Raw genomic sequence first — 15,050 nt, 5'->3', positions numbered from 1 at the left:
GTTTGTCTCATGTTCCCGTTGCGGACAAGCCGGTGCGCGGCGGCGACTAGAGCAATCCATCCCACGCCGTCTGGAAATGCTGCCTTGCCAGTGGTTTATTAATGTCTCCCCGCCAGATCGCCACGTCGCCCGTTGCCCCGTCGCGGGCTTGAGTCTGTTGCCATTTCAGCCCGAGGCGACGCTGAGCAGGCAATTTGAGGTGGCCTTTGACAAAGACATCGAGTTGCTTGGGCGTTGCCGACTCGTAGTGAAAGTGCGCGTACCACAGCGGCTTGGGCGTGGCCTGGCGTATATCGCGGATTTCAAATTCCTGCATGAAATCCGGCCGGCCATCCTGGCGCCGTCCCAGGTCCTCCAGGGCGCCGGTCTTGCGGATGTCGACAATCGGTTTGTCATCCAACTGCTGACTGAGCAGATAGTCCAGGTAGCCCTCGGTCGGTGTCTGGCTGGCGATGGACTGGTTGATCCGCAGCCGCCGGCCTTGCTCGCGCAGGTCGGTGGCCTTCTGGCGCAGTTGCCGGACCAAGGCCGCATCTCCCGCCAACTCTGCGAGGTGACGGGCTTGCAGCTCGAGGGTATCTGCCTCGCTGGTCATCATGAACTCAAGGTCCGCCGGGAGCATTTTCTGGCGTCTGTAGCCGTCGACTCGGGCCTGGTGGGCGGCAAGGTTCTGCAGACGATTCTTGGCGTCCTGGGTCAAGGCGTTCAGATCGCGGGGGGTGGGTTGCCATGCCGTCGGGCTCGCTGCATCGACGCGGCGGAATTTGCCGTCGCTGCCTTGTTCCCAGACATGCTCCTCGCCCCGTTTACCCGTGAGGGTGTAGCGCGGTTTTTGCGGGGCTGAGGTTTTATCGGCGTCACCAATCAGCAGCAGGTTGTCGTCGGTCTCGAACACGCGTTTGCCGGGTGCGCCCGTGGTCTTGGGCGTGACGGTGGTCAGGGCTTTTTCGGCGCGTGTGCGCAGGGCGCTGAGCTGTTGGTGCATCTGCGCGACATAGGTGTCATCAAACAGCTGCGGTACACCGGCCGTCCAACTGTTCAACTGGCGCTGATAGGTGTCGTAGGTGCTGATGCAGTGCTGCAAGATGCGGTTGCGCTGGCTGGGGTTGGGGCTTGCCTCGAGCAGATGACGTTGCAGGTACAGCGCCTGTATCAAGGCGTTCTCGGCGTTATTCAGCGGCCCCTGCAGGTAATGCCAGGCGATGTCGTGCCCGGGTTTGCGATGCGCGATGAGCTCGGTCAGGGCCTCGGTCTTGAAGCGTGCGCGTTCAAGTTCGGAATAACGGCGGTTGATGACCTCGGCAGTCGTGACCAGGGTTTTTCGATTGATTCCGGGGCCCAGGGGCAGCCATCGGTTCATCAGTTCAACCGCTGCGTCGGTTCGCTGGTAGCAGTCAAATGCCTGGATATCCAGGTTGCGGATCTGTTCCCGGAGGGTTTGCCTGCCGGTCACCTGGTCAAAGGGCATGGCCTGAAGACGAGTGTTGAGGGCGGCGGCTTCGTCGGAGTATTTCAGGACTTGTTGCAGGGACACCCTCACCTGCAGTTGTGTGCACAGGCATACATCATCGGCCACATCGCCGCGGGCCTTCCTCAACATCTGGCTGCGGTTCCCTCGCAGGTAGCGTGAGATGGACACCAACTCTTCATCCATTTTCTGGGCCTGCGCCGTGAGATTGTCCATGGCGCGTTCAAGCTCCGGGATCACAGACAGATCATCCGCGTGGTAGCGCGGCAGCAACCGATTGACCTCTGCGCCACTGGCGTTTATCGACTGCAGCGCCGTGCCGATCCGCGATATCAGCCTGCGCTGCTGGCGCAAGGCATGGTCGGTCCACCAGCGCGGCAGCCATTGGCGAATCATCGCCGGCCACAGCGGGTCGAGGCGGTCGGCCACGGCGCCCAGCACATTGCCGCCCCCCGGCAGCCCGCCATCCACCAAGGTGCCGTAGAGCGCGCCATGGGTGTCCCATTGGCCGTTCTCGTCCAGCCCGATGGGCTGCTTATAGGATTTTTTACGCGTGCCGCTCAGTCGCAGGGTTTGATAAGCCTTGTCGAACTCCACCTGGAAGATCTGGCCTTGGTTGAGGATGAAGTCACCTGCGGGGTGGCGATAGACCTGGCGATAAATGCCCTGTTTGCCCGGTTGCAGGCCCGCCAGTGGAAGCGGTTTTTCATACGCATAACCGTCGAACCGCGTCAGGATGCTTGCCCGGCTGTGCGATGCCAGGGAGCGCCAGGCGCCGCTGCTGACGCCGGCATGGGCCGATTGTCGCAAGCGCATCAACCGGCGCGCCGCATCGGCCCGTACCGACGGCACGGCGGCCATCGGCACAATATCCATGGCCGCAAACAACAGGCACTCGAACACCGATGCCAGCTGTTCAATGCCGGCGTGCGTTTCACCCTGATGGAACGCGACGACGGCACCGGCCAGTTGGGTGACACCATCCACTAGCGACACCGCCGTACCGACAAAAGGCACGAACCCCAAGGCGATCTTGATCCCGTTGAACAGGTGCCCGCTTTGCAGCGCGTAGCGTTCCAGCGCAAGGTCTTCGTTGGAGCGGGCATCATTGCGGTTGGCCTCGATCAGCCGCCCCATGTGCGCATCCAGCAGATGCGCCGACAGTGAGGTGGTGACCGGCCAACGTTCGCCCGCGCCGATCATGCCCGTAAAGTGTTTTTGCTGGGCCTGGTCGATCCGCTGCATATGCGCACGGACATCGCCCTTGATCGCACGGCCGGCGACGTACTGCACCATCTTGTCCAGCCGGCACAGATCGAACAGGCCCTTGCGCGCCTGGTCCAGGCTGGCGTAGCGACGGAAAAAACGTTCGTCAGGTGCGTCGGGCAGATACAACAAGGTCAAGCCGCTCGCTGCGTCGTGAATGAAGGTGATGCCCGACAAGGTGATCGGCTGCTCGTCACGGGTATCACGCCCTCCCGTCGCGAGGTGGGCCGGCAGCAGGCGCATGCGCCGTGACCCTGAGTCCCAGGCCGTGGCGGTGTCGGCATCGATGGCGATGTCGAGCAGTTGCAGGTCCGTTTCCGTCAGCTGGTTTTGCAGCACGGCACAGCGCCCTTGCAACTGCAACAGCAGGCGCCAGGGTTTGATCAGCACTTCACGGCGGTACTGCTGTTCAAAGGTCGATTCATCCGGGTGCCCTCTGAACGTGGCGTAGATATGGTCTTCATATTTCTTGGCCAGGTTGAGGTCCCGCACCATCTTGCTCAGGTAGTCGGCGCTGAGTCCGGCCTGCAAGGCACGGCCGTCCTCGGCGGCGTCGCTGGTCACGATTGCGCGCATAAAACCCAGGCGCAGGCTCAGCGTGCTGTCAATGTTGCTCAATGCCAGTTGTTCCAGGGTCAGACTGCTGCGTGCGCGACTGGGAACATCCACCAGGCGTGTCGGTGTGCCGCCGATATTGCCGCCGGGGATGATGTCGCGCTGCTGTTGGACAGAGTCCGGCAGTTCCACGGCGATGGAAAACCCTTGCTCAAGGGCGAAGTCCTTGCGCAGGCGCGCATCGATGTGTCGCCGCACAAAGTCGCCACGCGCGGGCAGGGACTGGTCGAATAACTGTTGTGCCTGTTCGATCGCCGGCAGGTAAGCCTGCATCAACGGTTTGAGGCTTGCACGTTGTTGCGCGGTGAGGCTGCGCAGCCAATCGGGGAGTTGTTGGGCCAGATGGGCACTGTTGTCTTGTTCGAGCACCTGCAGGCAGGCCAGGTCCCGGGCTTCGTGCAGCGGCACGCGCAGGCCGTGAAGTGTCTGCAGGCGCAGTTTTTCCAATTCGGCCGCACGGCGGCGGCCGTGGGGTGGTGCCGGATGGTCCGAGCGTATCTGTGCGGCCTGCTCCTCGAACGCGACGTGTTGCAGGTTGAGGCTGTAGTCGAGCGGGTCGACGGTCAGCTCCTTGAGTTGCATGGAAAGCGCCTGTTCCTCGGGCATCAGGCGTAATACCGATGTGGCCAGGGCCTGGCACGAGTCGAACCGCTGCAGGCCGCCGCCGGTGCCGGGCCAGTACAGCAACAGGCTATGAGGAGTGTCAGGTGGGTCGGTCAGCGCAAGCGCACAGGTGATGACCAGCGGGCCTTTGAGTTCGGTGGTGGTGACGGTGGTCGTGGCGTTGTTCTGGCGGGTGATCGACAGCCATAGTGCGGCCACGCACGCGTCCTCGTTGCGCGCGGCGCGCAGCGGCTGGTCGAGTACCGTTTCCAGGCGGGTGAGTTCGTGTGGGTTGATTTGCTCAAGGCTGCGTTGCAGCCTGGCCTCGGCTCTCAAACCTTCGCGCCTGGCGGTATACAGCGCTGTGTACTGAATATTGAGGGTCGTGGTATCCAATGGCCGCCTTTCCAGCATTGCCACAGCGGCAGCGTCTGCCGCCAATTGCTGAACGGTCAGTTCGGCGAGGGCTTGCTTGAAGGCGTTCATGCGCGGTTCATCGCCTTGCAGGGTTTCCAGGGCCAGGCGTTGTTGTCGGATCATCGCCCGGCGATGGCTGGGGTCAAGGTCGGCGCCCAGCCAACCAAAGGGTGGTGGTGAGTCCAGCTCGATTTCTTCGGCCGACGACGTTTGCCTGGGCGGTGCCGCCGAGAACAGCGGGCGGGTGCGTCGCAGCAAGTCCAGTTCGTCACTGTGCAACAGCGCCAGGGGGGCTCCATCGCGGAAAACCGGGTGCTGCGGCGCGCTGCCCAGGCTCTGCCATTGCGCGTCGACCAGCCAGGCCAGCCATTGCTCGATGCCGTTGGCCAAGGGCCGTGTCTGGAGCCGGTAGTGGAGGGTCGCCAGGGGGGCTTCAGTACCGAACAGTTCGCGCTGGTGCTCCAGCAGCCAACGCTCCATCCCGGCACGTTGGCTGAAGACCTGCCAGGCCGGTTGGTGAAACGGCACATATAAAAGCTGGCTGACGGGTTGTTCTGCGTCCAGTGTGACCACCCAGGCGCCGGGCAGTGCATGCAGGCTGGCGTCGGAACGTTTAAGCATCAGTTGCTCGGTGAATATTTTCTGCTCGTTCACTGACGGCGTGTCGTCCGACGACTCAAGCAGTACGAACAGCGGTGTGAGCGGGGTCGCCCGCTCAATGTCTTGAGCCTTGAGCCACAAGCCCGTCGCCTCGAAATGCTCGCGATACAGCTGTGCGGCACGTTGGCGTCGGCTGATCGGGGTCTGCGGTGCCCGGCCCGCCCAATAGCGGTTCCAGGCCTGGGTGAGGGCGGCGCGGATATCCAGGCGGCGGACCTGCTCCAGCAGTTGCGGCGTCGTCAGCTTGGCCAGTGGATGGTTGGCGGGCAGGTGTAATACCTGCACGTCGCTCAGTGTCGCGGTGTCAGTGGCCGGGTACTTGAGGAGAAACGCGCAAGCGTCGGTCAGGGAACAGCGGCCGGCCGCGTGCTCGCCCTCGGATGGGGTTTGCAGCCCTACCTGGGCGCCGTCCAGGCCCAGGTGTTGCTGGAGCGTGTCATGGATGGTCGCTCGCAGTGTCGGCGCGTGGCTCATCAGTTCGAGCATGTCCCTGCGGCAATCACGCAAGCGTTGTTCGGCGCGCAGCAGCAGGTTCTCGTCCTGGTTCAACGCCAGGGTCGTATGTGAAGGGGTAAAAGTCGGCAGTGGCAGGTCAGCGAGTGCTGGCGCAGGCAGGTCGGGCATGATGGGGGTTCCTTGGGCAAAAGGCCGATGGCTTCCGGCATCCGCCCATTGAACGCACCTGCTCCGGCGAGTTGGCGCTACATGTGTAGACCTGACCGCTGGGCACTCTTCATCAAACTGTCATGGAACTGTGGCAGCGCGCTTGAACAAACTTCATCAGACTCGCGCTCTACTGGGGTTCTGCGTTTCGGTGTTTTTCATGCGCGTGTTTTTTCTACTGGCCGCTCTCTTGTTCGGCCTGCCGTCTTTTGCGGCTTCTCGATGTGATGTCAATGTCCCGACCCAAACGGTCGACCTGGAAACAGTCAGTATCGCCTACCAAAGTATCGGGCGGGCGTCGGATCCTGCGTTGCTGCTGGTGATGGGGCTGGGCGGGCAGTTGATCCATTGGCCGGATGAAGTGGTGGTGGCCCTGTGTGAGCAGGGGTTCCGGGTGATTCGCTACGACAACCGTGACGTCGGCCTGTCCACCTGGCGCCAGGCCCCGGCCAGCGCCAACCTGACCTTCGAAGTACTGCGCTACAAGCTTGGCCTGCCGGTGGCGACGCCTTACACGCTGACGGATATGGCCGATGATGCGCTGGGTTTGATGGATGCCTTGCAGATCCGGCAATTCCACGTGCTGGGCGTGAGCATGGGCGGCATGATCGCCCAGCACCTGGCGGCGATGGCGCCGCAGCGGGTGGAAAGCCTGACGTTGGTGATGACCAGCTCCGGCGCCGAGGGCCTGCCGGCGCCGAGTGCGGCGCTGGTGCAATTGTTGTCGCGGCGCAGCGCGCCCAATCGCGAGGTGGCGCTGGAGCAGCAGGCGGACCTGCTCGCGGCCCTGGGCAGCCCGCAGGTGAAAGATGATCGTCAGGTATTACTGCATCAGGCGGCACTGTCCTATGACCGTGCCTTCAACCCGGACGGCGTGAAGCGCCAGATCATGGCAATCCTCGCCGAGCCCAGCCGCGTGCCGTTGCTCAACCAGCTGCGGGTCCCGACACTGGTGGTGCATGGCACCGCCGATCCCTTGTTGCCGGTGATGCACGGCGTGCACCTGGCCGCGCATATCCAGGGTAGCCAACTGAAACTGATTCCGGGCATGGCCCATCGATTCCAGGAAGCGTTCAAGGCACCGCTGCTGACGGCGGTGCTGCCCTACCTGCAAGCCCATCGCGAAGACGTTGCGCATTGGGCACAGATTGACCTGGGTGAGTCTTCGAAGGTGCTGTGAACTTGGTGTATGGTGCAACCTTTACGGCGCGTCAGTGCCGACAAGAACGCCTGCGAGGTTGCCTGCCATGAGTACTCCCCTGAAAATCGATTTCGTCAGCGACGTGTCTTGCCCCTGGTGCATCATTGGTCTGCGCGGCTTGACCGAAGCCCTCGACCAACTGGGTAGCGAGGTACAGGCCGAGATTCATTTCCAGCCATTCGAACTCAACCCGAACATGCCCGCCGGCGGGCAAAACATCGTTGAGCACATCACCGAGAAATACGGCTCCACCGCCGAGCAGTCCCAGGCCAACCGCGAACGCATCCGCGACATGGGCGCAGCCCTGGGCTTCGCTTTCCGCACCGACGGCCAGAGCCGTATCTACAACACCTTCGACGCCCACCGCCTGCTGCATTGGGCGGGGCTAGAAGGCTTGCAGTACAACCTCAAGGAAGCGCTGTTCAAGGCGTATTTCAGCGATGGCCAGGACCCATCCGACCACGCGACCCTGGCGATCATCGCCGAGAGCGTCGGCCTGGACATCCAGCGTGCGGCCCAGATCCTGGCTAGCGACGAGTACGCCGCCGAAGTGCGCGAGCAGGAAGAACTGTGGGTGTCCCGTGGCGTGAGCTCGGTGCCGACCATCGTGTTCAACGACCAGTACGCGGTCAGCGGCGGCCAGCCGGCGGAAGCCTTTGTGGGCGCGATTCGTCAGATTATCAGCGAAGCCAAAGGCTGAGCTTCAGTCAAACTTGTAGCTGATCGCCGTCTGCACCTGGCCCTGGTTCACGTCGCCGGTTTTCTTGACGATGCTGCTGTTGGCCGCCGAACCGACCAGGCGCGTCCAACTGGCGCTGGTCAGCCACGACCAGTGGGAGGTCAGCGGGAACTCGAAACTCTGGGTCAGCGTCAGGTTCTGGAAGCCGGCGCTGGCGTTGTAGGCCCGGATACCTGAGGCGGCGGATTCATTGGCGTCGACGCCAAAGAACGCCTGGGTCTGGCGGGCGTCGGCAAAGTAGGCCATCAGGCCCGTGCTGCCGATGATGTCGCCGCCCATCGGGTAACCCAGTTCACCGCCGAGTTTGCCCAGCATGCCGGTTCGACTGCGTGCGCCGCCGACGGCCTGGCCGACCTGGGTGTAGACGCGCCAGAAATCGGCCGGGGCGTATTGTACGAACCCGCCGACTTCGGCCATGTCCGGCACATCACGCAAGCCGCGCAGTGAGCCGTTGGCGGTCCGGCCCGGCAGGTAATTGATGTAGGGGCCGGCGGTAAAACCGTTGGTATTGAGTACGCTCCAGGTCAGGCCGTCGTCTGTCGCCAGGCTCACGTTGCCCCAGTCCAGGTCGAGTTCGGGAACCGGTTTGACTTCGTAGCTGCTGGCGGTGGGGTCGCGGGGCTGATAGCTGAAGCCGGCACCCACCTGGCCGGTGAGACCGGCGGCCCAGGCGGCGCTGGAAACGTCCAGCAGACCGAACAGACCTGTGAGTACCGCGCAAGTGACTTTGAGCATGGAGCGGATTCCTTACCTGAACTGGCGCGCATTCACGCGCGAAGGTAGCCCTGCGCGCAAGCACTCATCTTGTTTGTAGCAAGCTACAAAAATTGTAGCTTGCTCGACACATATCACCACACATCTTGGCCAAAAGCCCAGCCCCGCTGGCGTTCAGCCAGTTGGCACGCTCTCTGCTATACCTCTTGGGCAAGCGCATACAGCGCGCTCCATCAAGGTAAACGCAATGATCCAGTGGCATATCGTGTGTGACTTCGACGGGACCATCACCCCCACCGATGTCATCGACAACGTCCTCCAACGCTTCGCCGGCCCCGAGTGGGAAACCATCGAACAGGAATGGCTGGATGGACATATCGGTTCCCGCGAATGCCTGAGCCGCCAACTGGCGCTGATCAAAGCGACCCCGGCAGAACTGCTGGCGTATTTTGACAGCGTCGAAATCGACCCGGACTTCCCGGACTTCGTCGATCACGTCATGGGCCTGGGCGCTACCATCGAGGTGGTCAGCGATGGCATCGAACAGGGCATCGCGCGCATTCTGTCGCGCAACTACGTGACCCTGCTGCCGATCCTCGCCAACCGGCTGCGCCAGGTCGACCAGAACAGCTGGCGCATCGACTTCCCGTATTCCAGCGATGCCTGCCGTGCCGCGGCCGGCAACTGCAAGTGCAAATCCACCCCACGCAACAAACGCGTGCTGGTGATCGGCGACGGCAAGTCCGACATGTGTGTGGCTTCCACCGCCGACTTCGTCTTCGCCAAAGGCAGCCTGGCCAAATACTGCGAAGCCAACCATATCCCTCACGTGCGCTTCGACACTTTTGCCGAACTGCCTGCGCTGCTGGCCAAACTGCCGATGGGCATCGCCGCCAACGCCACCACCTTTACCGCTGAAAATCAGGAACTCTTCCACCATGTCTGATATCCGTATCGCTACCGCCGAAGACCAGGTTCTTCTGGATAAAGAAGCCAAGTATTGCTCTTACGGCGACACCGTTCACTACATCGAGCCACCGCGCATTTTCAGCCGCTGCGAAGGCTCCTACGTGTGGGATACCGAAGACCAGGCGTATCTCGACCTGCAAATGTGGTACTCGGCCGTAAACTTCGGCTACGCCAACCCACGCCTGAATAACGCGCTGAAACAGCAGATCGATACCCTGCCGCAAATCGCCAGCCAGTACCTGCACAAAGGCAAGATCGAACTGTCGGAAATGATCGCAGTCGACGCCAAGAAGAAATTCGGCCTCGATGGTCGCGTGCACTTCAACGTCGGCGGTTCGCAGTCCATCGAAGACTCCCTGAAAGTCGTGCGTAACGCCAGCAACGGCAAGAGCCTGATGTTCGCCTTCGAAGGCGGCTACCACGGTCGTACCCTCGGCGCGTCGTCGATCACTTCGAGCTACCGCTACCGTCGCCGCTACGGCCACTTCGGCGAGCGTGCGCAGTTCATCCCGTTCCCGTACCACTTCCGCGGCCCTAAAGGCATGACCAAGGAAGAATACGGCAGCCACTGCGTGCAGCAATTCGCCCGTCTGTTCGAGACCGAATACAACGGCGTGTGGGACCCGAAAGTCGGTTCCAGCGAATACGCAGCGTTCTACGTCGAGCCGATCCAGGGCACCGGCGGCTACGTGATCCCGCCAATGAACTTCTACCGCGAGCTCAAGCAAGTACTGGATCAACACGGCATCCTGATGGTGTCCGATGAAATCCAGATGGGCTTCTACCGTACCGGCAAACTGTGGTCGATCGAGCACTTCGACGTGCAGCCGGACGTGATCGTCTTCGGTAAGGCGCTGACCAACGGCCTGAACCCGCTGGGCGGCATCTGGGCTCGTGAAGAATTGATCAACCCGAAGATCTTCCCACCAGGTTCGACCCACTCCACCTTCGCCTCCAACCCACTGGGTACGGCGGTAGGTCTGGAAATGTTCAAGATGACCAGCGAAGTCGACTACGGCGCCATGGTCATGGCCAAGGGCAAATACTTCCTGGAAGGTCTGCAAGACCTGCAGAAACGTTTCCCGATCATCGGCGACGTCGATGGCCTGGGCCTGGCCCTGCGCTGCGAAATCTGCGCTGCGGACGGCTTCACGCCAGACAAGGCGACCCTGGACTACATGGTCGAAGAAGGCATGAAGGGCGACATGATCGTTGACGGCCAGAAACTGGGCTTGATTCTCGACGTGGGCGGCTACTACAAAAACGTGATCACCCTGGCACCGTCCCTGGAAATCAGCTACCCGGAAATCGACCTGGGCCTGAAACTCCTGGAGCAACTGCTGGTGCGAGCGACCAAGCGGTGAACAACATCGGAGTCGACCTCGGTGAAGGTGACGCCGGCTTCGTGTTGGGTGAAGGTCCGGTCGGGATTCTGTTGATCCACGGCCTGACCGGCACCCCGACGGAACTGCGCCAAGTCGCCAAGGGGCTGGCCAAGGTGGGCAACTGCACGGTGTACGTGCCCACCCTGGCTGGGCACTGCGGCGATAACAGCGACTTGCAGGCGACCGGCTGGCTGGACTGGTATGAAGGCGTGCGCAAGACCTTTGCGCAGGTCAAGCAGCGCCACGAGCAGGTGTTTGTCGGTGGCTTGTCCATGGGCGCGGTGATGTCGATGTATGTGGCCGCCGAGCACCCAGGACAAGTGGCCGGGTTGCTGATGTATTCCACCACCTTGAAGTACGACGGCTGGAGCATTAACAAATTGGCGTTCCTGACGCCGTTGTTAATGAAGATTCCATTCGGCGTGCACGTCTGCCGCTTTGAAGAGAAGCCGCCGTATGGCATCAAGAACGAGCGCCTGCGCTCGATCGTCGAACGGCAGATGAAGGAGGGGGAGAGCAGCGAAGCCGGTTTGCTGACCATGGAGGGCATCACGGTGCGCGAGTTGCACCGCATGAACGCCGTGGTCAAGAAACGCATGCCTGAGATCAAGGTCCCGGCGTTGGTGCTGCACTCCATCGAGGACGACATCACCAGCCGCTGGAACGCCGATTACGTGGAGCGCCATCTGGGTGGTCCCGTGACCAAGATCCTGCTGGACAACTGCTATCACATGATCACCGTCGACCTGCAATACCGCCGGGTGATCGAGTTGAGTGCCGAGTTTGTCGAGCAACATGCCGCCGCTGTCCAAGCGCCCGTGGATTACCGACAGCGGGCATGAACCTGAGCACTCGACGTGATCATCGCCCAAGCCAGCTTGGGCGTTCGAGCCATCCAGCGCTGTGTCTGGAACGGCTTGAAGAACGCGCGGTCTGTGTCTGGGTAAACGAGCGAGCTTGAGTACAACAGCCTGTTCTTGCGCCAGCGTAATCGGCGGGTGAACGGGCTGTTCAATTTCGCGAAAATGTTTCTTCGACCGGATCGTTCCGACCCTGCCATGGCTGCTGTGATAAGCGAAACCTGATGATCACCAAGACCCGCCCGAAAGCCCGCCCCTTTGCCATCTCGCGCTGGAGCGTCCAGCGCAAGCTGGTGCTGGCGTTCTGGTTGGTCAGCGTTATTCCGACCATGATTGCGGCCGAACTGGCGGCAACCACACTGTCACAGATCTTCGACAGCAACGTGCGCATCTGGCTGCAAGAGTCGACCAAGATCGTCAAGGACGAGGTCGGCAACATCCTTCATGACAACGCGCGCATGGCCAAGCTGTTCCTGCGCTACACCAGCCCGCCGTCAAGCAAGCAAGCCGCCAAGCACGACCGGCTGACCGCCGACATTGCCAACGCCACTGATATCGACGTAGTTGCGCTGATCCGCGCCAGCGATCACAAGGTGGTGTTCACCACGGCGGCTGACGATGTGGTCAAGCAGATCAACCTGACCAGCAATGCCGTCTTGCAGACGGTGCAGGTGGCCGGCGTGACGACGGGCATGGTGGTCTCCACGTTCGAAACCACGCAGGACGGGGAGGACTACCTGCTCCTGGTCGCTACCTACCTGGACAGCAGCTTCCTCACCAGTGTGGCGGATGTCCACTCCCTCGACCTGCGCCTGTACCTGGCCAACCCTTCGGGTTTTTCCGAGATATTCTCGACCCAGCGTTTTGATAATCACCCGTCGCGCATCCCGAAGAATGTCGAAACGGCCATGCGCGCCACCAAACAACCGAGCGAACAGTTCACCAACAATTACAGCGGTTTGTACTGGCCGATCTTCAACGACGCCGGCGACCTGCAAGGCGTGATCTTCAGTGGCCTGCTGCGCCATACCAGCCTGGTGGGGTTGGTGAACCAGAGCAACCTGTTCTTGCTGATTTTCCTGCTCAGCTCGGCGCTGTCCCTCGGCGCCGGGGTACTGGTGTCACGGCGCCTGACCAAGCCGCTGCGGGACTTGTCCCTGGGGGTGAACGCGGTGATCTCCGGCAATTATGAGCACCGGGTGCTGGTCAGTGGCGGCGACGAATTGGCGCAGTTGAGCAGCACCTTCAACCACATGACCGAACGCCTGGGCGAGCTGCACCACCTGGAAGCGCAACTGCGTCGTCGAGACCGGTTGCACGCCCTGGGCGAAGTCGCCATGGGCCTGGCTCACGAAATCCGCAACCCGCTGGGTATCATCAAGACCGCCACCCAGCTGTTGCACCGCCGTGCGGACTTGGCGGAGACCGACAAGCGCCATCTGGAATACGTGATCAGCGAAGTCAGCCGCATCAATGAACTGATCACCGAGTTTCTCGACTTCGCCAAACCCAACCCACCGTTGCGTGTGTTGCAGGCGGCACGCCCGGTAGTCGAAGAAATCCTCGGTTTCTGCGGCCCCGAATTGGCCACCCACAATATCGATGCACAAATTGTCGACCAGGCCCCCGGCGCGACGCTTTATGCGGATGCCAAGCAGATCAAGCAGGCGTGCCTCAACCTGATTCTCAATGCCGTCGACGAAATGCCTGAAGGCGGGCGCCTGACGCTGGGTATCGCCAGCACGAACGGCTACACGGTGATCAGCATTGCCGACACCGGCCCGGGCATTCCGGCGGATATGATGGAGCGTATCTTCACGCCATTCGTCACCACCAAGGCTTCGGGCACCGGCCTGGGGCTGGCTAAAGTCTATTCGATCATGGAAAGTCACGACGGCAGCATTGAATGCGCCAGTGAGAAAGATGCCGGCGCCACCTTCAGCCTGTACATTCCGGCACAGGGTGAAGACGATGGCGACGATGAGGAAGGTCATGACGCATAACGTATTGGTAGTCGACGACGAGCCGAAGCTGTGTGATTTGTTGTCGTCTGCCTTGAGCCAGAATGGCATCCAGGTGTTCACCGCGAGCAACGGCCTGCATGCGCTCAAAGTGCTGGAGCAGGAAGACATTGACCTGGTGATCAGTGACTGGCGCATGCCGGGCATGGACGGGCCGGCATTGCTGGCCGAGATCAAGGTGCGTTTTCCGGACCTGCCGGTGATCGTGATGACGGCCTACAGCACGGTGAAAAATGCCGTGCAGTCGATGCGCAATGGCGCCTATGACTACATCGCCAAGCCCTTCGACATCGACGAGCTGGACATCACCGTGGCCAAGGCTTTGCAGTTTCGCGACATCCTGCGCGATAACGCGCGGCTGCGTGCCGAGCTGGATCACCATGCCCAATTCGACAGCCTGGTGGGCGAAAGCCCGGCCTTTCGCCAGGTGCTGCACGCGATCGACTCGGTACGCGACAGCAATGCAACCATCCTGCTGACCGGCGAAAGCGGCACCGGCAAGGAAATGGTCGCTCGCGCCATTCACAAGCATGGCAGCCGGGCCGACAAACCGTTCGTGGCGGTCAACTGCGCGGCGATCCCCGAAGGCTTGCTGGAAAGCGAGATGTTCGGCCATCGCAAGGGCGCTTTCACCGGCGCGGTCAGTGACCGGGTCGGGCGCTTCCAGCAGGCCGACAAAGGCACGTTGTTCCTGGACGAAGTCGGCGATATGCCCCTGGCCCTGCAGGCCAAGATCCTGCGTGCATTGCAGGAGCGGGTGATCGAGCCGGTGGGTGATCCACGCGAGCGCAAGGTCGACGTACGAGTGATCGCCGCGACCAACAAAAACCTGCTGGATGCGGTGGCCAACAAAGAATTCCGCGAAGACCTTTACTACCGCCTCAACGTGTTCCCGATTCCGCTGCCGCCCCTGCGTGACCGTGCCGAAGACATCGTGCCCCTGGCCCGGCACTTCGCCGAGACCCTGAGCGCCACCGCCGGCAAACGCATCACCGGCTTCAGCCCGGAGGCGTTGCAGGCCATGGCGGCCTACAACTGGCCGGGCAATATCCGTGAACTGCAAAACTGCGTGGAGCGCGCGACCATCGTGGCGGCCAAACCGGTGATTGAAGATATCGACTTGCCGGCTTACCTGTTCGCCTCCAAGCCCGCCGAGGGTGGCGTGACGGCGGTGCTCAGCGAGGGCCTGGGTGTGCCTCAGGACCTGGATGCGGCGCTGGCGGAGGTGGAGAAAGCCTACATCCTGGCGGCCTTGCAAGAGAGCAACGGGGTGCAGGCAGCGGCGGCGTCGAAGATCGGGATTTCTGAAAGAAGCTTCTGGTATCGCCTGAAAAAACTGGGCATCCAGGTGGAAAAGATCATCCGCTGAAAGCAGACCTGTAGTGAGCGGGCTTGCCAGTCAGTTAAGCGATAGAACGGACGATGAATAACTTGTGGGAGGGGGCTTGCTCCCGATGAGGGTGTGTCAG

At 61.7% G+C, this 15,050-nt stretch carries 9 protein-coding genes and 1 pseudogene; 8 read left to right on the top strand and 2 right to left on the bottom strand.

Annotation, left to right across the window (positions count from 1 at the left end):
- Window positions 1-46: 46 nt before the first annotated feature.
- On the bottom strand, window positions 47-5,653 hold the full coding sequence (locus ACQRBT_RS03650) for a dermonecrotic toxin domain-containing protein (RefSeq protein WP_412047587.1): 5,607 nt from the start codon (window positions 5,651-5,653) through the stop codon (window positions 47-49).
- 199 nt (window positions 5,654-5,852) lie between these two features.
- On the opposite strand from ACQRBT_RS03650, the gene ACQRBT_RS03645 reads away from it, so the two are divergent.
- Window positions 5,853-6,872, top strand: a complete 1,020-nt coding sequence (locus ACQRBT_RS03645) for an alpha/beta fold hydrolase (protein ID WP_060754445.1) — start codon at window positions 5,853-5,855, stop codon at window positions 6,870-6,872.
- A gap of 67 nt (window positions 6,873-6,939) precedes the next feature.
- Window positions 6,940-7,593: a DsbA family oxidoreductase gene (locus tag ACQRBT_RS03640; protein ID WP_090366496.1), complete on the top strand. Its 654-nt coding sequence runs from the start codon at window positions 6,940-6,942 to the stop codon at window positions 7,591-7,593.
- A 3-nt stretch (window positions 7,594-7,596) separates the two neighbouring features.
- Here the strand turns inward: ACQRBT_RS03640 and ACQRBT_RS03635 are convergent, their stop codons facing one another.
- Complete coding sequence (locus ACQRBT_RS03635) at window positions 7,597-8,367, bottom strand: MipA/OmpV family protein (protein WP_412047586.1); 771 nt, start codon at window positions 8,365-8,367, stop codon at window positions 7,597-7,599.
- Between the two features lie 226 nt (window positions 8,368-8,593).
- On the opposite strand from ACQRBT_RS03635, the gene ACQRBT_RS03630 reads away from it, so the two are divergent.
- From ACQRBT_RS03630 to ACQRBT_RS03605, 6 genes and pseudogenes are all read left to right on the top strand, one after another.
- Window positions 8,594-9,292: an MtnX-like HAD-IB family phosphatase gene (locus ACQRBT_RS03630; protein WP_060754442.1), complete on the top strand. Its 699-nt coding sequence runs from the start codon at window positions 8,594-8,596 to the stop codon at window positions 9,290-9,292.
- Window positions 9,285-10,679 carry an aspartate aminotransferase family protein gene (locus tag ACQRBT_RS03625; protein WP_412047585.1) on the top strand — a complete coding sequence of 465 codons (1,395 nt, stop codon included), beginning with the start codon at window positions 9,285-9,287 and terminating at the stop codon, window positions 10,677-10,679. The genes ACQRBT_RS03630 and ACQRBT_RS03625 overlap by 8 nt, the downstream gene beginning before the upstream one ends.
- Window positions 10,676-11,542, top strand: coding sequence for an alpha/beta hydrolase (locus ACQRBT_RS03620; protein WP_090366494.1), 867 nt, complete (start codon window positions 10,676-10,678; stop codon window positions 11,540-11,542). Before ACQRBT_RS03625 ends, ACQRBT_RS03620 begins: the two co-directional genes overlap by 4 nt.
- A 111-nt stretch (window positions 11,543-11,653) precedes the next feature.
- A pseudogene (locus ACQRBT_RS03615) lies at window positions 11,654-11,785 on the top strand (GNAT family N-acetyltransferase); the annotation flags it as partial.
- Complete coding sequence (locus ACQRBT_RS03610; protein WP_205344510.1) at window positions 11,785-13,563, top strand: sensor histidine kinase; 1,779 nt, start codon at window positions 11,785-11,787, stop codon at window positions 13,561-13,563. The pseudogene ACQRBT_RS03615 and the gene ACQRBT_RS03610, both read left to right, overlap by 1 nt.
- Window positions 13,553-14,950, top strand: a complete 1,398-nt coding sequence (locus ACQRBT_RS03605) for a sigma-54-dependent transcriptional regulator (RefSeq protein WP_412047584.1) — start codon at window positions 13,553-13,555, stop codon at window positions 14,948-14,950. Before ACQRBT_RS03610 ends, ACQRBT_RS03605 begins: the two co-directional genes overlap by 11 nt.
- Window positions 14,951-15,050: the final 100 nt, after the last annotated feature.

It is taken from the genome of Pseudomonas sp. R19M, assembly GCF_050312585.1.
GTDB lineage: Bacteria > Pseudomonadota > Gammaproteobacteria > Pseudomonadales > Pseudomonadaceae > Aquipseudomonas > Aquipseudomonas palleroniana.
This window is presented reverse-complemented; position numbering and strand designations above follow the sequence as displayed.

Excerpts from the sequence above, each read along its gene's own strand:
- ACQRBT_RS03650 (WP_412047587.1), bottom strand. The coding sequence starts at position 5,653 with ATGCCCGACCTGCCTGCGCCAGCACTCGCTGACCTGCCACTGCCGACT.
- ACQRBT_RS03645 (WP_060754445.1), top strand. The coding sequence starts at position 5,853 with ATGCGCGTGTTTTTTCTACTGGCCGCTCTCTTGTTCGGCCTGCCGTCT.
- ACQRBT_RS03640 (WP_090366496.1), top strand. The coding sequence starts at position 6,940 with ATGAGTACTCCCCTGAAAATCGATTTCGTCAGCGACGTGTCTTGCCCC.
- ACQRBT_RS03635 (WP_412047586.1), bottom strand. The coding sequence starts at position 8,367 with ATGCTCAAAGTCACTTGCGCGGTACTCACAGGTCTGTTCGGTCTGCTG.
- ACQRBT_RS03630 (WP_060754442.1), top strand. The coding sequence starts at position 8,594 with ATGATCCAGTGGCATATCGTGTGTGACTTCGACGGGACCATCACCCCC.
- ACQRBT_RS03625 (WP_412047585.1), top strand. The coding sequence starts at position 9,285 with ATGTCTGATATCCGTATCGCTACCGCCGAAGACCAGGTTCTTCTGGAT.
- ACQRBT_RS03610 (WP_205344510.1), top strand. The coding sequence starts at position 11,785 with ATGATCACCAAGACCCGCCCGAAAGCCCGCCCCTTTGCCATCTCGCGC.
- ACQRBT_RS03605 (WP_412047584.1), top strand. The coding sequence starts at position 13,553 with ATGACGCATAACGTATTGGTAGTCGACGACGAGCCGAAGCTGTGTGAT.